Below are 24,525 nucleotides of genomic sequence, written 5' to 3'. Positions count from 1 at the left end.
GTCTTTGGCAAACTTATCTTATAAAAATACCATTTAATAAAATATAAGTGATGAACAGTTATGAGTGACAATATTCAAACGGTAACGGTGCTCAGCAAAACCACATGGACGCCAAATTTATTTAGTTTTACCGTCAGCCGTCCCGATAGTTTTAAGTTTACTGCCGGACAGTTTGTGCGTTTGGGCGTCAATCCCAGCCAGTTGAAATATTACCAACAGGTTGAGGCAAGTGATGAAGTCTCTAATACAGCCCTGAATGAAGATATCTTTCGAGCGTATTCGATTGTGTCTTCGCCATTCGATGAGGTGCTAGAGTTTTTCTCTATTGTGATTCCTGATGGTGCCTTTACCTCACAGCTGCAACATCTACAAGTGGGCGATGAGCTATTACTTAATACCATGCCATTTGGATTCTTAACGTTAGCGCGTTATCAAAAACCATTGCCAAAGGATTTGTGGCTGCTCGCGACAGGGACTGGTCTTGCACCATTTTTATCGATGCTACAAGACCTAAAGACATGGGAAGACTACGAGCATATTGTACTGGCCTATAGCGCACGCTCGACGGATGAGCTTGCTTACGTCGAGCAAATCGAGCGCTTGCAAGAAGACTTTGGCACTTTGGTGGATAATCCAGCAAAGCTGATCTTTATTCCTATCGTCACCCGAGAGTCTGTCGACGGCGCATTGTCAGAACGTCTACCGAAGCTATTATTAGAAGGGACGTTGCAAGCGCGCGCGGGTATTACTTTAGATGTTGATACGACGCATGTCATGCTATGCGGTAACCCAGATATGGTGGATGACACCAAAGAAGCATTGAAGACATTGGGTCTGGTGATGAATCGACGCGGTGAGGGTAATATCGCTGTTGAGAACTATTGGTAGGGGTAGCTACCGATTATTCTGTTTAACGAAAAACGCTGCATCTTACAGGTTATTAGCCTTACAGATGCAGCGTTTTTTATGGAGACATAATTTATCTTGGATAGTTATTCTTGGCTTGGTTCGGTGGCATCGTCTATCGGATTGATGGGGCCTTGCATCAATTGCGGCTCATCATCGTCGCTAATGATATCTTCGCTATTGCTTGAAGCCAATAAGTCACGATAGTTAATCTGCGCCTTCAAAACCATTTGCTCTTCTTCAAGCTTGCCATAGTTGACCTGTACTTTGTACAACGTACTCATGATCTTTTTGTTGTTCTTTAGCCAGCGGTTAATATCGAGGTAAATCACTTCGTCTTTTGGGCGAGCAATATTGACGTAGGAGAGAATAAAGCCCAATGGATCTTTTTTGAGGACGCTGTGATAAAACCAAATAGCCAGCTTGACACCTTGGCGCTTAACAAAAGACTCGCAGCGTAGATTTAATATATCGGTATACGTCTGCTGACCAAACACAAAACGTTGAACATTACGATCTAGCTGCACATGCACCAAACTAAAATTACTGGCCACTTCAGCATAAATACCGCCAGCATCAACCGTGCAGTATAAGCGAAACCAATCATCATGCATTTCAACGCGCAGCTCTAGTATGGCTTTTACATTATCCGTCACAAAGCTTTGTAGCGCCTCGTTGACGTATTTTTGTGCGACTGGTAGGGATATCTCATCTTCGAGTTTGTCTGTCGTTTTATGGTAGATGTCTTTAACCGATTGAGCGATACGCTCCCAACCACTACCAAGTGACTCGTCAAAACGATAGCCGATGTTCTCAAAGAACTCGTCAAAACTGTCTGAATCATTCACGTTATCAAAGTCGCTCAAACTTATTATCCTTATAATTATAGGGCTTAGCACCAGCGTTTTAAAACAGTATATAACAAATACAGTGGCTTCAAAATGGACACATGCGTTTTATGACAATTCATTTGACACTATAAACACTATATTGGTTTTATAACATTTTCGATGACCTGTTTTTTTCTTAAATGGATGAAAGGTCGTAAACACCGAATGGTTGGGCCAAAATTTTGACATTGATGGTTAGGCTAGCGACACAATTCTATGTCATGTTATGATAGCGCCAACATATATCGTGCATATCACTACATGCTCATTTATAAATCATACGCCTTACCTATCAGCTGAGACCCATTGTGGCCTATATCAAAGACTCACAAAGCTACCATTTTTCGGCGCAGCCTCCCAAGCGTGATGTGAGCTTACCCGTGGCGATTGTCATTGCGGTCGCCATACACGTGTTGATTATTTTTGGCATCAGCTTTTCGATGGGTAAAGACCCTGCGGCCATGATGCAGGATGTGGCAAAGGCGCTCACCGATAATATGAAGCCAAACGAAGACGCGCATTTTATTGCCAACGCCTCACAAGAAGGCGGCGGTACCATAGAGGAGCGGCTGAGACAAGAGAATGACCAAATGAGTCCGTTGTCTGCTGAGCAAATGAGCGAGACACAAGACGTCATCAATCTGCAGCGCCAAGTTCGACAGCAGCGCTATCAAGAGAGCTATCTGCGCACCACGTTAAGCTGGCGTCAGGCGAGCGTAGAGTCGGATAATGATAGCAAACAAGCACAAGATGACATCATGGCACAAGAAGCGCGTCTGCGTAAGCAAATCGCTACTTTAGAAGCGCAATTGTCTCAGCGCCAGCAAGTCTATGCAACCAAATCCAAAGTGGTCACTATGGATAGTAACTCGACCACGCGCGGGGCAGCAGCCGACTATATCAATACCTTTCGTGAGCATGTCGAGCGTGTCGGCAATCTGCATTATCCCGTGCAAGCAAGGGCGCAAGGCATTACTGGTGAAGTGCGGCTCATGGTCATCATTAGTAATAATGGCAATATCAAAGCCATTCGTCTGCTAGAAAGCTCAAATTCGACGATACTGGATGAGGCCGCAAAACAGTCAGTACGACAAGCAGCACCCTTTGGACAATTCACCAAAGAGATGAGTGATATTGTTGAGTTACGACTGATACGTACTTATCGCTATAGCGACGAAGTGGATGTTACTTACTAACGCCACAAAACTAAAACTACAAAACTAAAGCGATAAAAAATCAGCGACACGATAAATAAACATAGAATATCAACGAATACGTCATAATATTCGACGACAATAATTAAGAGTAATCGACACCCAAATTTATAACACACCGCTATAGAGTAAAGAGTTAGTATGGAATTTTTAGGTTTTACAGTAGATGTTGCAACGCTCACCAGCAATGCACTAGAGATAGTCATCAAGGTGGCTTTGGCAATAATTATATTTATCGTTGGACGTTGGCTTGCCAAAAAAGCCGTCGACTTCTCTGGCCGTCTCATGACGCGTAGTCATTTAGATGAAACAGTCTCTGGCTTTTTAAGCCGCCTGTTGTATGGCGTGCTATTGGTTGTCGTAGTCTTAGCCGCACTTAGCAAAGTTGGCGTACAGACTACCTCGGTCGTTGCTATCTTGGGCGGTGCCGCGGTGGCGGTTGGTTTGTCACTAAAGGATCAGCTATCGAACTTTGCCGCTGGCATCATGATTGTGACTTTTCGCCCGTTTGTGCGCGGCGACTATGTGCAAATCAGCAGCTATACAGGTACGGTGACCGAGATTACGTTGGTCAACACGCATCTGACAACGATTAACAATCACGACATCATCATTCCGAATAGCGATATCACAACCTCACCAGTTGTCAACTATACCGCGCTACCCAATCGCCGCGTCGATATCACAGTGGGTATTGGCTATGATGCGGATATCAAAATAGCCAAAGATCTGATGCTGAGCCTCGCCACAAATAACCCGTTGTCTTTTACCGATCCTGAGCCTATTGTACGAGTGACCAATCTTGGTGACAATTCAGTTGATTTGACATTGAACGTGTGGACAACCAATGCTGACTGGTGGACCATGCAGTGCCAATTACTTGAGCAGTTCAAACACGCATTGGATGACGAGAAGATTGAGATTCCATTCCCGCAGCGTAGCGTCCATGTCAAAGGCCTAGATCAAATGATCAATCAAATGGGTCAAGCGCAAAAGCTGCCGACCACTAAAGATTGATTAAGACCGAATTAAAGATAGGGGTTTGGTAGGTTTAGGCCTGCCAAAATCTCAATCTCAAAGCGCTCCATCTCATCTTGCTCGGCCTCTCCGAGCTCATGATCAAAACCCAGTAGGTGCAGCACGCCATGTATCAGCAAATGGCTGATGTGCTGTGCCACGGTTTTGTCTTGCTCATGTGCCTCTCGTACCATGACTCCATGACAGATAATAAGCTCACCAAGAGACAGCGTTGGCATTAGTCCAATGATGGCGACAGGCAACTCACTTGGATAAGACAAAATATTGGTCGCGTAGTCCTTACCGCGCGCCTCTAAATTGAGGGCTTGGCCTTCGATTTCATCTGTAATATATATATCCAAAGTTTTAGGTTTTTCTTGCCACAGCTCAGAATCGATATCTGCAAAGTAGGGTAGCGTCAGCCCTTCATTGATGCGCGCATTCATATAATCTAAAGTCGCCATCATGACAGATAATAGATACTTACGATCATAAAACGTATCAAGCGTCTCATCATCGATACTATCGGCTGCATTAATATCCAGTGCTACCAAGCTGTCATCGTCATTAGTGGCGCTATGATCTTGGTGGCTATTATTACTGTCAAATTGGTTCATATCGTTGTCCTGTTTTATTATAAATGGGCGTGTTTAGTCGGCTATACTCAATCTAGACCATGCCTCACCCAAGTAATGCTAAACCTAAGCAATCTCTGCCAAGAAAAAACCGGACTACTTTAGTAATCCGGCTTTTCTATGCAATATAAATCTTTATAGTAAATTGTTCTAGCATTATTATTACAGTTTGGCAGCAGCATTAGCCACAGCTTGTCTACGTTCTTGTTCTTTGATACGTTCAAACTTACGCTTCTCTTCTAAAGCCATTTGCTCTTCATCGTACACATCATAAGCTTCAACAATTTGTTGTACCAACTGATGGCGTACCACGTCTTTTGAATCAAACTTTGTGATATGAATCTCTTCGATGTCTTTTAAGATCTCCATCGCTTGCGCGAGACCTGACTTATGACCGCGCGGCAAATCGACCTGCGTGATGTCACCAGTAATCACTGCACGTGAGCCAAAGCCCAGACGTGTCAAAAACATTTTCATCTGTTCAGGCGTGGTGTTCTGTGCTTCATCCAAAATGACAAATGAGTTATTGAGCGTACGACCACGCATATACGCAAGCGGGGCGATTTCGATGATTTGTTTTTCGATCATCTTGCCAACTTTCTCAAAACCTATCATCTCATAGAGCGCGTCATACAATGGACGCAAGTAAGGATCAATTTTTTGCGTCAAATCACCAGGCAAGAAGCCCAGTTTTTCGCCAGCTTCTACGGCTGGACGTACTAGCAAGATACGTTCAATCTCGTTACGCTCAAGCATATCGACTGCACAAGCCACCGCAAGATAGGTTTTACCAGTACCAGCAGGGCCAATACCGAACGACACATCAGAGCTTAAGACGTTTTTTACATAGCGCTGCTGGTTGCCACCGCGCGGTATGATGCGACCTTTGCGCGTACGCAAACTAACAGGCGTAAACTCATTAGCCTCATCTGATTCTGCATCCTCGATATCATCATCCTGCTCGTCGTCGTCCATATCCTCATCACGCGAGATGCTAGATTGGATAATCAGATGCAGTTCTTCTGCGCTGATATCTTTGGTATTTTGGGCTTCATCGACCATCTTATAGATGATACGTTCACCGCGCTCGACAGCGGTCACATCGCCACTTAAGCAAAAATCGCCTTGGCGTTGCATGATTTTGATATCGAGGCGTTCTTGGATATATTTCATGTGATTGTTATATTCACCAAGCACGGTTTTGAGCTGTGCTGGCGTTAGGGATTCAAACTTTATACGGCGGCTCATGGTATCAGTCAAGCGATTATCCTTGTATTGTGTGCCCGGCGCTGTGATTTAATTTTGATAGCGTCACGGGTTTCAGAGATAAAGTAGTTAGTAGCGTTATATGGGTGTTGAGTAGTTATAGTAAATACTAAAAATGACGGTAATATTATTGTTGGTTTTGTGGAAGATAATAAATAAAAGTCTTGCCTTCATTATGGTAGAGAATTTTTAAAATTCAAGCGATACATTGAGCAGATAGCGTTGTTTTTGTATGTCGATTGCAATCAATGCACAGGCCTACTCTAAATCGAGTCAACGGCATGTCTATTAAGTTCATTTATCAGTTAGATAACATCATTAGTGAAAAGTGACGCTCGCATTGAGATATTGATAAGTTGAGTTTTTACTGAGTTTACCGATATAAACCTTGTCTGCGATGAGGATGGACGAACGATTTGTCTACGGTTAAGAGCGCAGCATGATAGGCAATTTGTGGTAATCTATGAGCGATATTACAACGCTTTACGATTGAGTAAAAAGCGGCCTTTATCATATAAAGGCTATTCAATAAAACGGCTATCAATCGCCAAAGAAGTGTCTGCCCAACAATTATAATAGGAACAACAACGATGCAAGAGACAGGTTCACCTTTATCCAATTCTGAAAGTCTATCTGAAAAAAGAGAAGCAATCACCGACCAGCAAGTGCTTATCGTTGGTGGCGGTCATGTCGGTTTGTCTTTTGCCTTACTACTAGCGCATCACGGCATTGCTAGCACGCTATTAGAAAAGAACCGTTATCCAACCATCAGTCCGACCGATGACCGTACGCGCAGTCATTATCTAGACAGTCGTAACACGGCGCTATCGCGGCGCACAGTACAGATCTATCAAGAGATTGGACTGTGGGATGAGCTACAAAGCCATGCGTGCCGTATCGATAGCGTACAGATTAGTGAGCAAGGCAGCTTTGGGCGCGCGCAGCTGAATAAAGCAGAAGAGAAAGTAGAATCCTTTGGACAAGTGATTGAGAACGCATGGCTAGGACGTAAGCTCTTATTAGCCGCACAGCAGTCGCCACTTGTTAACTTGATTGATAATGCCAGTGTCAATGCAGTTACCCAACAAGCGGACGGCGTGACGCTGAGTTTTAGCAACGATGAAGCAGCAGAAAGTGAACAGCAGCTACAAGCCAGCGTATTAGTCGCTTGTGATGGACGCGATTCTACCGTACGTCAGTTGTTAAATATTGGCACCACCACTTATGACTATCAGCAAACGGCTATCGTTGGTGTGGTAGAGACCGATACAGCGCACGAGCATGTGGCGATTGAGCGCTTTAGCCCAGCAGGGCCGCTGGCTGTGCTGCCACTGACGGATCCAGAGGGTGATGGCAATGATGACTATCAACAAGGCTATAGACGATCTGTGGTTTGGGTCTGTCCAACAGGCGAAGAAACCAAATATCTAGAAGACGACGCACATTTCTTACAGACGCTACAGCAGGCATTTGGCCATCGCGCGGGCACGTTTGTCGCTGCTGGTCGCCGCGGTGCGTATCCGTTGTCGCGTGTACTGGCAGACAAGCAGGTCGAGGGTCGCTGCGTTATCATGGGCAATGCTGCTCATACGTTGCATCCTGTCGCGGGTCAAGGGTTCAATCTGTGTATGCGAGATGCTCATGTATTGGCGCAAATGATGAGCTCACAAGTGCTCAAAGGCGAAGATATCGGTAACGCACAATTACTAAAGCGCTATGAGAAAGCACGTCAAACGGATCAAAAGCGGGTGATTCACTTTTGTGATGCCGTGGTACATGGCTTCACCCATCCCAATCCAGCCATTAAGCTGGCACGTAATATGGCATTGTTGGCCTTTGATAAGCTGCCAAATATCAAGCCATTGGTTGCGACCTACGCGATGGGTCTAAAATCATAGAAGCGTATCAAAATACGATTTTTTCAAAATACACAATAAATAAAATGGGAGTGGTTCGTGCATCGTTTATAGGATGATGGATGGACAATGCTCCAGAAAGGATAATTCATGAAAGACAATCATACGCTGATTATCGGTGGCGGTATCGTTGGCGCGACGCTCGCGCTAAAGCTTGCGCAGAACAAAATGCCAGTGACCTTGGTTGATGCTTGTCCTGCGCGTGATGAGTCAGCGTGGCAAGCGGTGCTAAGCAAACGTGACGCGCGTGTCTATGCGCTTAGTTTGGCGAGTATTAACCTGCTCGACGATATTGGCGCGTGGCAACACATTGCCGCATCCAAGCGTAAAGCCGACTACTCACAAATGCAGGTATGGCAGTTGAACGGCATGGGCGAGCTATTATTTGGTGATAGTTGTGAGCAAAACTCTGACCCTGAGATACTTGGTAGTATGGTCGAGCCTGCTGTTATTGAGCACGCATTATGGCAGCGTTTGCATGAAGCGCATGTTAGCGACTATCTGACTGTTATCGCTGGTCACAAAGTGGTGAATATGGACTGGCTAGGTACGCAGCAAGGTTACCGTGTGACCTTGGATGATGGGACAGCGATTGATGCGCGTCTATTGGTCGGTGCTGATGGTCGTGGCTCATTTGTCCGTCAGCAAGCAGGGATTGGGCTCGATACGCTTGATTATAATCAAACGGCGATTTGCTGTGCGATTCAAACTGAAAAACCGCATCAAGCGACTGCCCGCCAAGCCATGTTGCCAACGGGGACGCTAGCGCTATTGCCGCTAGCGGATATTACTGATGACGATAAGGTAAATCCACAACATTGGCAGTCAATCGTATGGACACTGCCGCGCAATCAAGCATTAGCATTGATAGAGGAAGATGACCGCTATATCGCGGATAAGCTTGCGGCAGCGAGCCATTACGAGCTGGGTGATATCAAGCAGATTGAGTCCATTGCCACTTTTCCTTTAGCGGCACAGCAAGCAAAAAGCTACGTCGCTGATAACTTGGTACTCATAGGCGATGCCGCCCATGGCGTGCATCCGCTCGCAGGCCAAGGGTTGAACCTCGGTATGCTCGATGTGAAGGTATTAAGTGAGCAATTGGCGCATGACTTTACCCGTAGTGGTGGCACGCTGTGGGGCAGCAATCAAACGCTACGTCATTATGAGCGTTCGCGTCGTCCGCATAATAGCATCATGATGCATAGCTTCTCTGCGCTGAACTGGTTGTTCGCAGGATCGCTTGCCCAAGCGCGTCCCGTGCAGCAAATCCGTAATGAAGGCATGTACCGCGTTGGTAAGATTAAGCCATTGATGCGCTTGTTTGCTAAACAGGCGAGTGGGGTATAAGTAATCGTAACTTTTACTAAATGATAAGAATATTTTGATGAAGCATATTTTAATTGATTATGAAAACATTCAGCCTAAAAGCTTTGATGATATAGAGACAAAAGATTGCCATGTATGGTTGTTCTTGGGTGTTAATCAGCAGAAGAGTCTACCACTTGAGTTGGTTGAGACTTTGCTCGAATTTGATAACGAAAGCGTTCATATCATTAGAATGCAGCACGCAGGAAAAAATGCCTTAGATTTTTACTTATCTTTTTATCTTGGCAAAATTTCTGAAATTGATCCTAAGGCTGATGTTTGTATTTTAGCAAGAGACAGTGGTTATGATATCTTGGTTGAGCATCTTAATAGCGCCTATGATGGTATTAATATCGTACGATTAGCAAATGCTTCTCAACTAACCGTCGCTGACGAATCAAATGGGAAAAATGCTTCAGATGTAGAAAAAAGCCAATTTATCGTCGAAGATAACCAAGGCGTTTTATGCGATCACATCAATAATGTCATAATAGAAAATCAAAAGTCTCTAACTCAAACTATCGAAGATAATGTACCTAAAGCAGTTATACATGAGTGTTATGTCTTAGTGTTTGATAGCATCGTTAATCGTAGAGTGTTTTTACCGAGCTATAAATCCAACCTCTTATATTCAATGAAGAAATATGTTCCAGTGACAGTACTAGAGAGCTTCAATAGTATTGAGCAAGACTATATTTTTGAGAAAGTTTTCGAAAAGTTTATCAAAGCAGGACTCATTAGTATTGATGAAAAAGAAGAAAAACTCAGTTATAAAGTAGACAGTCAAGGAATATTAGATTTAGTGAAGGACCAAGTTGTATTAAACAGAGCTAAAAAAATTGACGGATTAAATAACGTCATTAAGCAGAAACTTGCAAGTTATCGTCAAGTGAATAACGAGAAACAAGTTAGCCTAGTTGTGACGTGGTTAGAAAAGCAAGGATTTATCAAGCAACACAATCAAGTTATCTATTACCCATCCTTTGACGACGCGACAGTAAGTTCAAGCAAAACTCCTGCTACGCTATATCAACGTGCAATAGCCTTAATAAAAAATAGACCTGTAGGCACTCGACCATCCAAAAAATCAAGTTTAGTAAATTATCTTAAAAGTCATCTACGCAACGAAGATGCTAAAGCCATTGATAAGCTTGTTCAACAGATGGTTAATAATAAAGTTATCATCGTATCAAACACAAATAAACTGAGCTATAAGGTATAAATAATTTACCCCAACGCCGAAAAGAACACCATCAGTACGGGCGAGACAATATTAATCAAAAAGCCAAAACTGATCGCCAGTGGCACAACTTTTAGTCCACCTGACTGTTGAATAATAGGCAAGGTAAAATCCAAACTGGTCGCACCGCCAAGCCCGACCGCAGCAGAAGGATATTTACGCATAAATACAGGGATAAATAGTAAGGCAAAAAACTCTCGCACCAAATCATTAAATAGCGCGACACTGCCCCATACCGCGCCGTAAGCATCGGTCATGACAATCGCTGATAGCGAATACCAACCAAACCCTGATGCCATTGCCAAGCCTTTCGTCCATGACACATCTGAGAACAGCAAAGCAAACACAAGCCCACCAACCAACACCGACAGCGTAAAGATAATGCTCATCTCGACGCCGCGTTTGTTGAGCATGACTTCTTTTAGTGTAATGCCTGAACCCTTTAAGCCAATACCGACCAACAAAATCAAAATCATCAGCATGACGGTCATAGAGTTTTCAGGCGGCATATAATCAGCAGGCAAGAAGTAACCAATTACCATCCCAATCACCACACAAACGACCTGTGCTAAGCTGCCCCGAATACTAACGCGATGCTCTTTAGATTTGACGCTTGGTTTTTTGGCATGCCATGGTCGTACGCGGTCAAACACCATAAGTGCAAACAATCCTGTACCAATCGTCAATATAGATAAGACGGTCACATACAGGGCAATTTCGCCAACTTGATTACCCAGCCCTTCTACCTGTGATAGCTCAATACCGATCAATGCCAAGATAAGGTATACCAAATAAGATAAGCCTTTATCGGCAAGTTTGGTCAAGTTTGGGTTAGAGGGAATGGCAAAGCCAATAAACATTGGCATCAAGACCAAAACGAGGGTAATTAAGCTTTGCATGGTGATCGGCTCGCAGCATTTTTAACAAGATATTTTAAGAAGTTTGCGATTGTAGCATATCAGCTTAGCAATACTGACATGGGCAACGAGGATGTATAGAAAATTATCAGGCGTGGATTCTCGATCAGTAATAGCTTAAGGCGCTATAATTCTTTACCAAACAAAATTTTATTGATACATTAAGGCACTGACAATATTTGGCTAGCATTATGTCGCTATACCAGCTCAAATCTCACTTTCAAGATCAGCTTCGCCCGATAAGTAATGCATTGGTTGAGCAAAATGTTACTGCCAACCAAGTAACAGTATCTGCTGCACTGTTAAGCGTGGGTACGGCATATGTGGTTGCCAAGCCCGCCGTCGAAAAACAAAAATTATGGCTCTTATTACCATCTTCATTATTTGTACGTATGGCGCTCAATGCCATCGACGGTATGATGGCGCGTGAACATAATCAAGCGTCAACACTAGGCGCAATACTGAATGAAGTAGGTGATATCGTTGCCGATACGGCGTTGTTAGCGAGTCTGTTACCTCATGTCGCTGACCAGAAAAGTGATGCGTCAGTAATCAGTTTATCAGCTCATCAGCACACAAATAACCAGCAGCACATTTTTAGTTTGATCGCGCTTAGTATCAGCACCGAATTATTGGGTATAGCCAGTAGTGCAGTTTTAGGCAACCGTGCCAATCAAGGGCCTTTGGGTAAAAGCGACCGTGCTTTTGTACTGGGTGCGCTTGGTGCGGTTATGGGTATTAAAGCACCGATATCATGGTCTCATCCCAGAATGGGACAATTTCTTATACTGACAGAGGCCTTGTTACTAAAGACTTGCCTCAATCGACTGCGCTATATGGCAGCGTTATACTTGATGCGTAACCCGCCTGTATGTCGGTCAGACAAATTATCTCCTCTTATGATCTGCCATAACGATTCTATTCAAGCTGATACCTTATCTACTGACGGCTCTGTTTCTAACTTTTCTATGTCAAATTCTGCTACTCAAGCTTCCTTTTTGGAGTCCAAAACAATGCCATCTGCTACTACAAAACCTAAAAATGTACAAAAGGATATGACCGACGATATTCATGTTCCTGAGCAGAAAATCATCAATGGTGAAAGCTGCTATAACGCTTATGATGGCACGGCTATTTATTATCGCTATTGGCTAACGATGCCTTTAGAGGAGATAAAAGAAGCCTGTCAGCCGTTACGCCAAGTTATTTTATTACATCGAGGTCATGAGCACTCGGGACGATTGGCAGAGCTAGGAGAGCAATTTGCAAAAGCGGGCTATCAAGTATTTGCTTGGGATGCACGCGGCAATGGTCGCTCAGGCGGTATCAAAGATCATGCTGAGAGCGTCACAGAGCTTGAGCGCGATTTAGACGGTTTTGTGCAATTGGTCATGGGACAAACTGGCATCGCTATCGAAGACACGCTGATTGTCGCCAGTAGTATTGGCGCGGTATTGGCAGCAGCATGGGTACATGATTATGCGCCCAATATTCGCGGGATGATATTGGGTACGCCTGCGCTCAGTATTCGTCTGTATATGCCTTTTGCCATACCATCGCTCAAGGTAGCGCGTACGCTAGGTCTGATGTCACGTGTCAGCAGCTATGTCAAAGCACAAGTACTGACCCATGATAAAGACGCGCAGCAAGCCTATAATGCGGATCCGTTAATCTCTAATAGTATCTCGACCGACTTGCTCATCGACACTCATGCGACGGGTCAGCGCTTGCTCGATGATGCAGGTGCCATTACCGTACCGACGTTTGTCTTATGCGCGGGTAAGGATTATGTGGTCAATAAGCAGGCTGAGCGGACATTTTATGAAGCGATTAATACCTCGACGAAACGCTGGCAGTTATACCCAGATAGCTATCATGCGATTTTTCATGAAACCAATAAAGCCGACGTATTCGCAGACTGTATTGAGTTTGCCGAGCAGGTATTTAGCACACAAGTACAAGCACCTGATTTGAGTACCGCTCATTTAAACAGCACCAGTAAAGATAAAGTGGATCGTTTAGCGATTAAACCATTCAATCCAAACTTTGCGATTACCCGTTTTGCGATGCAGAAATTCGGTCATGTCAGCGCTGCGATTGCCACAGGGCTGGAGCATGGGTTTGATTCTGGTCATTCGCTGGATCATGTCTATTACAATCAGCCCAGCGGTCAGAACAAATTTGGACAGGCAGTCGATAAATTCTATTTAAATAATATTGGCTGGCAGGGCATTCGTATTCGTCGTGAGCATATATTAGAATTGGCACGCTTAGCACTTGCAGATATTGAAGATAACAATCAAAGCAGTAGTAAACCGTACCAACCAAAAATGTTAGATATCGCGAGTGGGCATGGTTTTTATGCGTTTGATCTACTGACAGAGTTTGCAGATTTGCATGCTGAGCTGCGTGATTATGAGATGCATAATATCGAAGCACTGCAAGCAAAAGCAGAGCAACTAGCAATGGCTAGTAGGGTAGTGATAAGCAAAAAAGATGCCTTTGATCCTGCCAGTTATGTCAATGTACGAACGAAAGATACCAGTACGGATACGACAACATTTGATATCGCTATCGCTTCTGGGTTGTTTGAGTTGTTCTCTGACAATACATTACCAGCGACGGCATTGGCTGGCATTTATAATAGCCTAAAATCGGGCGGTTATTTGATTTATACCAATCAACCTTGGCATCCTGAGCAGGAGTTTATCAGTAAAACATTGAACAATCACCGCGGTAGCAGTTGGGTCATGCGTTGTCGCTCGCAAGCAGAAATGGATCAACTGGTTGAGCGTGCAGGCTTTAAAAAAGTCACGATGCGTATCGATCGCTTTGGTATCTTTACCGTATCATTAGCGATTAAAACCGCACAAACTGATGATGAGTGATAGATGAATAATGAGCGGGTCAAGCCTTATGAGCGTGTGCAGCTTTTTTCAGGTGGTGGCTCACGCTTTGGTTATTATTTGGGTAGCTATGCAGCCTTAGTGTCTCATGACTTAGCGCCAGACATTATCGTCGGTACTTGCGGTGGTAGTCTGTCTGCTTACTTAGTACAACTTGCGCCTGATCCTGAGCACTTGCAGGAACTCATGTGCAGCCGTGAGTTGTATCGTGTCATCACTGCCATCAGACATGTCGCGCCAGATGAAGCCAGTAGACGTCTAAAGCTACGCTATATGACGAGCGCACTCAAACGTTGGCGGTTATCAAAGTTGCGAGACAATGGACAACGTCAGCAGCAAGCAGACAGCTACGAGCGACTGTTGGAGGAGCTACAGCAGTTGGCGATGTTTCGTATCGATAACGAGGCAGAGTGGCTCGATGAATTGTCGCAGTTTGCTATTAGTAACAATAATGGTAGCGACGATAATAGCGCTGCTCATAACTTGTCACCAGAGATAGCTATCATTGCTAGCCGCCTGTATCAAGCGCCTGCTGATGATTTGTTTAATACAACACTAACACTGCAAGAGTTATTGTTTGTGCCGCCGCGCTTAGCAAATTTGCCAAATTTTGCATCAGGTCTGGCCGACGAGCAAATGACGTCACCTGCGCATATATTTGCAAACGGGCGCATACACCCGTCTGTGAAAGTACAAACTCAATGGGATTTTGCCTCAGTGGTTCGCGCTTCTATGGCTGATATGTATTATCTACCGCCCACGCATATCACAGAGCTTGGCTGGTGCTTGGGTGGCGTGATTAATCTCACACCGATTGAGCTGGCTTGTCAGTTGGCTGAGACGGTATTTGCCGAGACCAAAGCAGGTTATGATTTATGGCTTGCTGCCCCAGCGATTCAGCGTGTTTTTGGCTTTGACCCCAATGACCGGTTGGCACAAGTGCATGGTTATAATCCAATGAAAGAGCCATCGCATACTACTAGTAAAAACCATCAGCTACATTGGCTGCCATTCGCAGATAACGCGCAGCAACTGAAAGGGCAAAATGTGCAAAAGCGTTTTAACCTAAAACAAATGACCGTTGAGCTCATACATAGTGACTATGATGGCTTTGTGCAGCAAATGCAGGCGCAATGGCAGTACGGCTACCAACGTACGACCGGTTACATACAGCAGCATGGCCTATGAAACACGCTAAGTTATCTAGTCATATGAACAACACACCGCATATTATCGTTGTTGGTGGTACAAGTGGTCTTGGCCTGGCATTGGCGCTGCACCATCAAACGCTTGGCTGGCAAGTGAGCGTTGTAGGAAGTAATGCGGCAAAGATAGCCGATATCAACAGCCAATATCCTACTATCGTGACCTATGCATGCGACTTGACCGATCAGAGTCAGACACAAGCGTTGTTGGACAGTTTGTCGGGTATTAGATTTCAAAGGCTGATCTATAGTGCTGGCAGTTATACTAATGAGCGTGTTCATCAGTTGAACCAAGCCGACAGCAATCAAATGCTAGCGATTAATTTACAGGCGTTTGAGCAGGTTTTTAGATGGGCAAGCAGTCAATTAAAGCAGCAAAACCAGTCGCTCCATGTCACTAAGAATGTTAGACCAAGCCTTGTCTGTATCGCTTCTATCGCAGGGACAATGGATTATCCTTATGCCAGTCTATATGCAAAAAGCAAACGCGCGATGATTGCGACTGCCAGCGCGTATCGAGCGGCACTTGCTTCTCATGATATTCAAGTGAATGCCATTGCCTCAGGCTATATCGACACCCAAGCATTACGCGACTTAAATAACGGTGATGCCAGTCATAAGCCATTTATCATGAGTACGCAAACAGCAGTCAGTCATGTCATGCAAGCGATTGATGATGATGTAGAGTTGGCAATATTTCCACGTTCGATGCGATATATCACGAGCGTCTTAAATCATTTGCCTAAGCCTGTACTCAATTGGCTATTACGTAGCAAATTAGATAAAACCAGATAATGTTGCTATCCGTACTGTGAGTATAGTTAACCAAGTAGCCAGTAAAACAGGGTAAATAATGGGACACCGATGAGCAAGCTGTCTATCCTATCTAATACGCCACCATGTCCAGCGAGCATAGTTCCCGTATCTTTCACCCCATGCTGACGTTTAAACGCTGATTCTAATAGATCGCCAAAAATACCGCTGACTGCCAAGCCATAGGCAGCTAACAGACAGACCCAGCCGTTAAAAGGGGTGAGCCAAAGACCCAATAACGCTGCCAATATCGCGGCAAAAAAACTGCCAAAGACAGCACCTTCAATGCTCTTATTTGGGCTAATCGTTGGAGCGAGTCCTCGTTGAAACAGTTTGCGCCCCAGCAATCGCCCACATAGATATTGAGCAATATCATTAAACTGACTGGCAAATAGTACGAAGAGCAATACACCGTATTGTTCGCGTTGCCACGTCAATTGCTGTAAAGCGATCAGGCTAATTATTAGGGAGGCAAAGACAATGCTGAATAGCAGATCTAAAAAGTTAAGCCGCGTATAGTTTTGCGTAGCGTCCAAGGAGGCATTAGAACAGCGTAGAGAGTCTGGCTGCAAACCGCGTGCTCGGAGTTTCTGAATAAGGGTTTCTCTACTGCGCAGACACCACAGGCGTTTGATCTCATAGCCACCGCGTAAACCGATTAAGATAAAGAATAAAACAATCAGCCATTGATAAGGATGCGCTTGATAATTGGCGCTTTGGTTGTCGTTCGCTATCTTTGCAATCACATAACACGTGCATAGCGTCGCTAACATCAGCCACCAAGAGCGCGCAATTAAGTATATTTTCGGTAAACGTTTGCGTAGATAAGGAATGGCAAGTGCGCCCCAAACCAAACTGACGACCATCATCAGGGCAATCACAAACAAAATGTCAGCAGCCATACCTTTAACACTCAAATAGTAGAGGATATTTAAAGCCTATCTGTAATGATAGCTTAAATACCTCTTTAACTATAGAGTTAGATACTGCTTTTAGTAGACTTAAGTGCTTTCTATAATAGGAATAGGTGTCTTCTCTTCTTCTATAATATTAATGAATGACTCAAGTGTGAATTTTTTTAGCGGCTCAACCACACTTGTCCGAGAAGTAGCCGCTAGATTTGGATAATCAAGGCGATAATGCCCACCACGACTTTCAAAACGCTGATAGGCAGACTGGATGATTAAGGTCGCTAATTCAAGCTGCCTAGCTAATTGAAAATATGCCAGCTCATTTATGCTCGTAGGGCTGTCATTTTTAATGATATCTGGTTGTCCAAGCTCAGTACTGGCAAGCGAATCTTGCCACTTTTGTATTTGGGTTAGTGCCTGCTCTAATTGACTGGCGCTACGGGTGATACCCATGTTGGCCGTCATGAGCGATTTTAGTTCTGAGGTTATTTTTACAATGTCAGTTTTTGCCAGATTAATATCAGTGCTGAATCGTTTGTTGGTATTATCACACTTGGGTTCTGCAAGTATAAAGGCAGGTAAGATTATAGGCTGCGTATTTGTAAGAATTGGCGCTGACCAAACAGTAGTAGCTGATTGAGCTGCCTCATAATAAATGTCACCATTTATCTCTTCTAAGTGTTCTAAACGTTCTAAATACTGAGGTAGGTGGGCTGCAATATTACGACCAACCACCACGCACTCCAACAGTGAGTTACTTGCCAAACGGTTCGCCCCATGTAGCCCTGTATAAGCGACTTCACCAGCCGCATAAAGTCCTAGGACGTCCGTCAATCCATTGGCATCAGTCACCACACCGCCACAACTATAATGCGCAGTCGGGGCCACTGGAATAGGATCTGTCGTGATATCAATTCCGAGCGTTAATAGCGTTTGGTAAATCTGCGGGAAATGCGCTTTTACAAAGTTAGCAGGCAAGTGACTGACATCAAGATGCACGTAGCTAAGCCCATTGTTATCAATCTGCGCGGCTATCGCCCGAGCGACGATATCGCGCGGTGCCAATTCAGCACGGGCGTCCACGTTCAACATAAAGCGGCCCCCCGTTTGCGGACAATATAATCGTCCCCCTTCACCGCGCAGTGCTTCAGATATCAAAAAGCTGCTGTCATCTAGCGCTAAGCCTGTTGGGTGAAACTGAATAAACTCCAAGTTTGCCAAGCGGCAGCCTGCTTGCCATGCCATCATCACGCCATCACCGACGCAGACGTTCGGCGCGCTGGCACGCTTAAATAATTGACCCAATCCACCACTAGCCAATACGACTGCACGACTATGAAAGGTGAGCGGGCGTCCATTGATATGATCAAAGACAAGCGCCCCTCGGCAATGCTTAGCATCTGTATTGCCAAGATATTGAAAACCAATCGCAGGAATTGTCAGTAACTTAAGCGCTTCATGATAAGGCAAGATAGTGATATTGGTAGCAGCTTGCGCTTTGATGGTCAATGCGCCCATCACGTGTCGCCCCGTCGCATCATCTGCATGTGCCACGCGTCTACAGCTATGACCGCCTTCTTTCGTTAAATGCAAGTCGCAGGTCTGTAACTGAGAGAAGTCCTGTGCGTTTGTATTACCCAAAACTTTAGGTGAATTTTGCGTAAAAGGGACACCTTGCGTACATAGCCATTGAACCGCTTGTTGTCCTGCACCCAAAATACTGGCAGTATTGTCAGGTGTGCAAAGCCCTGCACCAGCCACTAAGGTATCAGCAACATGATCAGACACAGAGTCATCTTTGTCTAAGCTGGCAGCAATACCGCCTTGGGCATAATGACTTGAGCAAACCTCAAGCGCCGCTTTGCTCAAAACCGTGATATTCAGCGACTTCGGTAGCGATAACGCTGTACTCAAGCCTGCCAGTCCAGCACCAATGATAAGGACGTCAGTGTTTATGATATGGCTCATGTGACTACTCCTATAGTTATCAGAAATACGGTTATCAGGAATGGTGGTGCGGGTTTGATTGGCTGAGTGCGGCTTACTCATGCTAGGCTGCCCCAACATTGGCAAACAATGCACGGTCTTGGACGATATCGCCACTGGCCGCCACACGTTGCTTTTGTGATTCAGCAAAATCAAGCATGCGTTGCAAAGGTTTTCTAGCAGCGGCGGCAAGCTCAGGCGTCATTAGTACCTCACCGCTGTTATTGGTCAAGCATTGCTCGATACCTTTTAGGCCATTCATCGCCATCCAAGGACAAAACGCACAGCTCTTACAGCTCGCGCTTTCACCAGCGGTAGGCGCTGCCAAAAAGCGTTTGTTCGGTGAGCGTTTTTGCATTTCATGCAATATGCCTAGGTCAGTCGCGACGATAAAGGTGTCAGCATCCATCTCATACGTTGATTGCAACAGTTTACTGGTTGAGCCGACGACATCAGCGAGTTCAACCACGCTATCGGGCGACTCAGGATGTACCAAGACCTTGGCTTCTGGATGTTCGGCTTTTAATTGCAGCAACTCAGTGGCTTTAAACTCATTATGTACAAGGCAAGATCCTTGCCAAAGCAGCATATCTGCACCCGTCTCACGAGCGATGTATTTGCCCAAATGACGGTCAGGCCCCCAAATGATCGGCTCACCTTGCGCATGCAAATGACGGACGATGTCAATACCGACAGACGAGGTCACGACCCAGTCGGCGCGCGCTTTTACCGCTGCACTGGTATTGGCGTAGACGACGACGGTACGCTCAGGGTGGGCATCACAAAATGCGGAAAACTCATCAGCTGGGCAGCCCAAATCGAGCGAACATTCTGCTTCCAAATCTGGCATGAGTACGGTTTTTTCCATACTTAAAATCTTTGCCGATTCACCCATAAAGCGCACGCCAGCGACGACTAGCGTCTGGGCGCTATGGGCTTGTCCAAATCGTGCCATCTCAAGCGAATCACCGACACAGCCACCTGTCGCGAGGGCCAAGTCTTGGATAAAAGGATCAACGTAGTAATGTGCCACCAGTACGGCGTTATTATCTTTTAATAATTTTTTGATGTTTTCTTCAACCACAATGCGTTCAGCACGAGGCAAGTCTGCTGGCATTTTTGCTCTGGCATATTCGATGTTCATCTGAGTGGCGATGCGATTGTCGGTACTCATAATGGGTGCGTCGTAAGGATAAATCTTCATAATGGCAACCTCTGTTGGCGCTATAGTGATAAATGTGTGTGCTAAAACAAGATGTTTGGCTAAATAAAATCAATTCGTTTTTTTAATTATGCTCATTTTGAGCATAAATACAAGTGTTTTTTGTATATCTGTTGATTAAGTACAGCTATGTTCATTACCTGTGATTTAACCAAATGATCTGCATTTTTAGTTTGTCTTTATACAGAAGCTAACGTTTAGCTATTGATTTTGATGCTTTATGATTACAACGCCAGACTATGATATTTCAAGATTCACGTTATACTGTTTTAGATTTGAGGCGTACCATTACTATCAGCCTTGAGAACCCTTTCATGCCATTTTAAAGAGACAGGATAATCCCCAAAACTATGACGTTGTCTTATTCACATGCGCACCAGCAAGGTAGCGGCACAACAGAAGTGGTCGCTGTATTGGTCGCGATTACCGATCATATCGCTCGTGTCCTAACCGTTGACCAAGGTAAGCTATTGCCAAATGGTCCACTGATGCCGCTACATCGCTCGCTGCAAGCTGGCGTGCGTCAATGGGTAGAAGAGCAGACGCAGCAGCCACTTGGTTATTTGGAGCAGCTATATACCTTTGTCGATACCAATAGACGTAATATTGATGGTCATGCGCTCGTCTATGTTAGCTATTTGGGCCTAGTGCAAGAGACGCAAACACAGGCGCTTCAAAGCAAAGCGCTGTGGCGAGATTGGTATGATTATTTCCCATGGGAGAACCATCTAGATGGTATGCCTAGTATCATTATGGATTTTATCATCCCTGTGCTATTGGAGTGGGCAAGTACCGCTGAAGACTCAATTATCGAGCAACGTAGGCGTCAACGCATTGGTCTGTGCTGGGGACTAAGCGAAGGGTTTTTGACAGATAGAGAGTTCATAGAAACTGAGTCAGTTGTCGATAAGACTGATGAAAGCAGAGAATGGATCGCAGAGCATGTGCTGCTACGCTACGAGATGCTGTATGAGGCAGGACTGATACCTGAAGCGCCTAATTATCCACCCAATTACCAAACGGTTGAGCTGCCAAGCGACTGGTCTCAGCGTATCGGCATACCAATGTATTACGATCATCGCCGTGTGATTGCCACTGCTATTTCAAGACTGCGCGCCAAGATTGAATATCGACCGCTTATCTTTGGATTGATACCTGACGTGTTTACTTTATCGCAGTTACAGCATAGTGTTGAGGCATTATCAGGCATACGCTTGCACAAACAAAATTTTCGGCGTTTGCTTGAATCACAGAATCTCGTGACGGAGACAGGAGAGAGTAGTAATGCTCAGCGTGGTCGCCCTGCCAAGCTCTATCGTTTTCGCCATGATATAGAGCTACAAAGCTTATTGATGGACAGTAAACTTCCTAAGCGCAAATAGTGACTATTAACAAATACAGCTAGGTCAATTTCATATAGAAATCGACTTGCTTAATAAAAACTTTTTCACTTCCCTTGCAGGAGGGTCAACTTTACGTTATATTTATGCTCATTTTGAGTTTAAATATTTAGACGTTTTTATTCATATCATGTCTATTTATCCATATTACGCCTACATGAGGGTCAAACATGACAATTGAAAAAGAGCCAGCATTGGATGACGTATTGCTTAAACCCTTGGTAGAAGATGCGCTAGCGGAAGATTTGGGCAGGCGTGGTGATGTCACCTCGCAAGCCACTATCCCAGCAGATATGCAAGCACAACTGCAAATTAAGGCGCGGCAATCAGGTGTAATATGCGGTATGGATTTGGCGCGTTTATCTTTTGCCTTAGTTGATGCAAAAATTGAGTTTGTGGCTCAAGTACAGGATGGTGAAACAGTCGCCGCTGAGGCAGTACTAGCTACTGTAAAAGGTAACGCACGTCACTTATTGACAGCAGAACGTACAGCATTGAACTTCATGACGCATCTTAGCGGTATTGCGACAGCGACCCGCCAGATTGTCGATAGCGTGGCACAGTATCCGGCACAAATTACTTGTACGCGTAAGACCATCCCAGGTCTGCGCATTGTACAAAAATACGCGGTACGCTGCGGTGGTGGTCGCAATCATCGTTTGGGTTTGGACGATGCGATTTTAATCAAAGACAATCATATCGCCATTGCTGGTGACATAAAGACCGCTATCGAGCAAGCACAACATTTTGCTGGGCATCTGATTCCTATTGAGGTTGAAGTAGATACACTAGAGCAGTTAGAGCAGGCATTAGAGGCGGGTGTGAGTTTGGTATTGCTAGACAATATGTCGCCAGAAGTCTTATCGCAAGCGGTAGCTATGTGTAAAGGTCGCGCAAAGACTGAAGCATCTGGTGGTATTACACCAGAAACGGTGCAAGCAGCTGCCAGTACGGGAGTCGATTTTATTGCGATGGGCTACCTAACGCACAGTACTACCGCTTTGGATATTGGCTTAGATTTTAGTGCATAGGCCATCAATTATTTCAGCTTCATCTAAGCCGCCGCTTTTTATATTTGCTTTATATTCGCTGGATTTTTCGCCAAGATGACATAGGAGGGTAATCGAGCAAAGTTAATGATTTAACTCGCTTATCTGCCTATGTTACAATGCTATTATGAATTGCCTATTGGGTCATCGTCGCACTCGCACGATGGCCTTATCTTTTTGCACAAGCGGTATCAATAGACAAGCGAGCGCTCAGTGAATACTGAAATTATCAAGATAATCCTAGCCTTTATGGTATTGATCAATCCATTTAGCGCATTGACGTTGTTCTTGGATTTGACTCGCGGCTATTCGATGAACAATCGACGCAAAGTTGCGCGTGTTGCTTGTCTGACCATTTTTATCACGATTAGTTTTTTTACGGTGGCGGGTGAGACCTTACTAAAAGCACTAGGTATCTCTATTGGCTCGTTTCAGCTGGCTGGTGGTATATTGGTGTTCTTGATTTCACTAAATATGATGAACGGTGAAGGCAACCCTGTTAAGCCTGATCAAGAGAACTTCGATGTCGACCATGTGCAAGATGCACCGCCGACGATGGCCTCAGCAGTCGTTCCCCTTGCGATACCGATGATGATTGGGCCAGGTGGTATTTCTACCGTTATTATTTATTCATCACAAGTCTCAGGAATTTTGCAGGTATCTGCCATCATCATTGCTGGTCTCTTCATTAGTCTATTTTGCTATCTGGCATTGATGGCAGCTGGTCGTATCAGTCGCTTGTTGGGTGATACTGGTCTGAATATTATGAGCCGAATCATGGGTATGCTATTGGCAGCCGTGTCTATCGAGATTATCGTTAGCGGTCTGCGCACACTGTTTCCTGCTTTAATCTAAGCTATTTATTCTGTCTCTAATATTGAGCACTTAAAATCCTAATAATTGAATTAACAGGCCTTATCAGATAGCTGATAATGGCCTCTTAATTTATCTAGATTTGACGCCTAGCATTTTTTAGCTTTGGTATAGATGCCAAGCCAGATACAGCATCAGCAACCCTACCAACGCATCCAGTATATTCCAAGCTTTTGGCTTCGCAAATAGAGGTCTCAGCAAGCGTGCGCCATAACCTAGGGCAAAGAAGAAAAAGAATGACGCGCTAATTGCCCCAACGGCAAAGGTGAGTTTGCTACTTGCGCCTGTTGAAACCATCCCAACGAGCACCAATGTATCTAAGTAGACATGTGGATTTAGCCAAGTGAAACCAAAGCAGAGTAGTAGCGCTTTTTTTAAGCTGGTCACTACTTGCCCATCAACGTTCAAAGCGTGTGATACGCGTACGCTGGCATACAGACTCTGTAAGCCGTAGCCTAATAAAAATAAAACGCCTGCTATTTTTGCGATATCTACCACATGCGGATAGCGTGCGGTGACCGCACCAAATCCACCAACGCCCGCTGATATTAATAGCGCATCGCTTACCGCACAAAACAGACAAACAAAAAATATGTGCTCGCGCTTGAGGCCTTGTTTAAGTACAAAGGCATTTTGTGAGCCGATGGCAATGATGAGTGATAATCCAAGCAGGAAACCAGAAATATAATCAGAAGCATTCATAACAAGGCGCTTAGCATCTAAAGAGTGAAAGTCGAGAGTAGGAATGTTGACACTTTGCGTACTGGCAGGTCAGCAAAAACCTGTTAAGA

20 protein-coding genes are annotated in these 24,525 nt (G+C 44.7%); 12 read left to right on the top strand and 8 right to left on the bottom strand.

Going from position 1 to position 24,525, the window contains the following annotated elements:
• Positions 1 to 60: 60 nt before the first annotated feature.
• Complete coding sequence (locus ACTXGK_RS26375) at positions 61 to 888, top strand: ferredoxin--NADP reductase (protein WP_443517566.1); 828 nt, start codon at positions 61 to 63, stop codon at positions 886 to 888.
• A gap of 104 nt (positions 889 to 992) precedes the next feature.
• Here ACTXGK_RS26375 and ACTXGK_RS26370 read toward each other — a convergent pair whose 3' ends face one another.
• Positions 993 to 1,772 carry a hypothetical protein gene (locus ACTXGK_RS26370; RefSeq protein WP_443517567.1) on the bottom strand — a complete coding sequence of 260 codons (780 nt, stop codon included), beginning with the start codon at positions 1,770 to 1,772 and terminating at the stop codon, positions 993 to 995.
• 332 nt (positions 1,773 to 2,104) lie between these two features.
• Between ACTXGK_RS26370 and ACTXGK_RS26365 the strand changes: the two genes are divergently transcribed.
• Together ACTXGK_RS26365 and ACTXGK_RS26360 are read left to right on the top strand one after the other, a co-directional pair.
• Entirely contained in the window at positions 2,105 to 2,992 is an 888-nt protein-coding gene (locus tag ACTXGK_RS26365; RefSeq protein ID WP_238038527.1) for an energy transducer TonB, read from the top strand.
• A gap of 159 nt (positions 2,993 to 3,151) precedes the next feature.
• The gene (locus tag ACTXGK_RS26360; protein WP_443517568.1) at positions 3,152 to 4,027 is read left to right on the top strand and encodes a mechanosensitive ion channel family protein; all 876 of its coding nucleotides are present in this window, start codon (positions 3,152 to 3,154) and stop codon (positions 4,025 to 4,027) included.
• 11 nt (positions 4,028 to 4,038) lie between these two features.
• Here ACTXGK_RS26360 and ybeY read toward each other — a convergent pair whose 3' ends face one another.
• Positions 4,039 to 4,644 carry an rRNA maturation RNase YbeY gene (gene ybeY / locus ACTXGK_RS26355; protein ID WP_443517569.1) on the bottom strand — a complete coding sequence of 202 codons (606 nt, stop codon included), beginning with the start codon at positions 4,642 to 4,644 and terminating at the stop codon, positions 4,039 to 4,041.
• A 180-nt stretch (positions 4,645 to 4,824) separates the two neighbouring features.
• Positions 4,825 to 5,910 (bottom strand): PhoH family protein, encoded by a 1,086-nt coding sequence (locus ACTXGK_RS26350; protein ID WP_058024365.1) that lies wholly within the window; start codon positions 5,908 to 5,910, stop codon positions 4,825 to 4,827.
• 608 nt (positions 5,911 to 6,518) lie between these two features.
• On the opposite strand from ACTXGK_RS26350, the gene ACTXGK_RS26345 reads away from it, so the two are divergent.
• The 3 genes from ACTXGK_RS26345 (at position 6,519) to ACTXGK_RS26335 (ending at position 10,434) form a co-directional block, all read left to right on the top strand.
• Positions 6,519 to 7,826, top strand: coding sequence for a UbiH/UbiF/VisC/COQ6 family ubiquinone biosynthesis hydroxylase (locus ACTXGK_RS26345; RefSeq protein WP_443517570.1), 1,308 nt, complete (start codon positions 6,519 to 6,521; stop codon positions 7,824 to 7,826).
• Between the two features lie 108 nt (positions 7,827 to 7,934).
• Positions 7,935 to 9,194 carry an FAD-dependent monooxygenase gene (locus tag ACTXGK_RS26340; RefSeq protein WP_443517571.1) on the top strand — a complete coding sequence of 420 codons (1,260 nt, stop codon included), beginning with the start codon at positions 7,935 to 7,937 and terminating at the stop codon, positions 9,192 to 9,194.
• A 37-nt stretch (positions 9,195 to 9,231) separates the two neighbouring features.
• Positions 9,232 to 10,434, top strand: a complete 1,203-nt coding sequence (locus ACTXGK_RS26335) for a PIN domain-containing protein (protein WP_443517572.1) — start codon at positions 9,232 to 9,234, stop codon at positions 10,432 to 10,434.
• Between the two features lie 5 nt (positions 10,435 to 10,439).
• Here the strand turns inward: ACTXGK_RS26335 and ACTXGK_RS26330 are convergent, their stop codons facing one another.
• Positions 10,440 to 11,351: a LysO family transporter gene (locus ACTXGK_RS26330; RefSeq protein WP_443517573.1), complete on the bottom strand. Its 912-nt coding sequence runs from the start codon at positions 11,349 to 11,351 to the stop codon at positions 10,440 to 10,442.
• Between the two features lie 209 nt (positions 11,352 to 11,560).
• On the opposite strand from ACTXGK_RS26330, the gene ACTXGK_RS26325 reads away from it, so the two are divergent.
• Genes ACTXGK_RS26325 through ACTXGK_RS26315 form a run of 3 tightly spaced genes read left to right on the top strand, consistent with a single transcriptional unit; the run spans position 11,561 to position 16,275 of the window.
• Positions 11,561 to 14,257, top strand: coding sequence for an alpha/beta fold hydrolase (locus ACTXGK_RS26325; RefSeq protein WP_443517574.1), 2,697 nt, complete (start codon positions 11,561 to 11,563; stop codon positions 14,255 to 14,257).
• A 3-nt stretch (positions 14,258 to 14,260) separates the two neighbouring features.
• Complete coding sequence (locus ACTXGK_RS26320; protein WP_443517575.1) at positions 14,261 to 15,463, top strand: patatin-like phospholipase family protein; 1,203 nt, start codon at positions 14,261 to 14,263, stop codon at positions 15,461 to 15,463.
• Entirely contained in the window at positions 15,460 to 16,275 is an 816-nt protein-coding gene (locus tag ACTXGK_RS26315) for an SDR family NAD(P)-dependent oxidoreductase (RefSeq protein WP_443517576.1), read from the top strand. The genes ACTXGK_RS26320 and ACTXGK_RS26315 overlap by 4 nt, the downstream gene beginning before the upstream one ends.
• A 26-nt stretch (positions 16,276 to 16,301) precedes the next feature.
• On the opposite strand, the gene ACTXGK_RS26310 is transcribed toward ACTXGK_RS26315, so the two are convergent.
• The 3 genes from ACTXGK_RS26310 to nadA all read right to left on the bottom strand — a co-directional run bounded on the left by ACTXGK_RS26310 (position 16,302) and on the right by nadA (position 20,394).
• Positions 16,302 to 17,195, bottom strand: a complete 894-nt coding sequence (locus ACTXGK_RS26310) for a phosphatidate cytidylyltransferase (RefSeq protein WP_443517577.1) — start codon at positions 17,193 to 17,195, stop codon at positions 16,302 to 16,304.
• Between the two features lie 99 nt (positions 17,196 to 17,294).
• Complete coding sequence (gene nadB / locus ACTXGK_RS26305; RefSeq protein ID WP_443517578.1) at positions 17,295 to 19,172, bottom strand: L-aspartate oxidase; 1,878 nt, start codon at positions 19,170 to 19,172, stop codon at positions 17,295 to 17,297.
• Positions 19,173 to 19,254: 82 nt separating this feature from the next.
• Positions 19,255 to 20,394 (bottom strand): quinolinate synthase NadA, encoded by a 1,140-nt coding sequence (gene nadA / locus ACTXGK_RS26300; protein ID WP_443517579.1) that lies wholly within the window; start codon positions 20,392 to 20,394, stop codon positions 19,255 to 19,257.
• A gap of 368 nt (positions 20,395 to 20,762) precedes the next feature.
• Here nadA and ACTXGK_RS26295 point away from each other — a divergent pair, with 368 nt between their 5' ends.
• The 3 genes from ACTXGK_RS26295 (at position 20,763) to ACTXGK_RS26285 (ending at position 23,716) form a co-directional block, all read left to right on the top strand.
• Positions 20,763 to 21,794: an NUDIX hydrolase gene (locus tag ACTXGK_RS26295; RefSeq protein WP_443517580.1), complete on the top strand. Its 1,032-nt coding sequence runs from the start codon at positions 20,763 to 20,765 to the stop codon at positions 21,792 to 21,794.
• Positions 21,795 to 21,982: 188 nt separating this feature from the next.
• Positions 21,983 to 22,843: a carboxylating nicotinate-nucleotide diphosphorylase gene (gene nadC / locus ACTXGK_RS26290; RefSeq protein WP_443517581.1), complete on the top strand. Its 861-nt coding sequence runs from the start codon at positions 21,983 to 21,985 to the stop codon at positions 22,841 to 22,843.
• Positions 22,844 to 23,074: 231 nt separating this feature from the next.
• A complete protein-coding gene (locus tag ACTXGK_RS26285; RefSeq protein WP_201602473.1) occupies positions 23,075 to 23,716 on the top strand; it encodes a MarC family protein in 642 nt (213 codons plus the stop codon).
• A gap of 117 nt (positions 23,717 to 23,833) precedes the next feature.
• On the opposite strand, the gene ACTXGK_RS26280 is transcribed toward ACTXGK_RS26285, so the two are convergent.
• Positions 23,834 to 24,436, bottom strand: a complete 603-nt coding sequence (locus ACTXGK_RS26280) for a LysE/ArgO family amino acid transporter (RefSeq protein WP_371530980.1) — start codon at positions 24,434 to 24,436, stop codon at positions 23,834 to 23,836.
• Positions 24,437 to 24,525: the final 89 nt, after the last annotated feature.

The sequence above is a fragment of the Psychrobacter sp. T6-5 genome (assembly GCF_052258485.2).
Taxonomy (GTDB): Bacteria; Pseudomonadota; Gammaproteobacteria; order Pseudomonadales; family Moraxellaceae; genus Psychrobacter.
The sequence above is the reverse complement of the archived record's forward strand: the minus strand, read 5'-3'. Positions and strand labels throughout refer to the sequence as shown.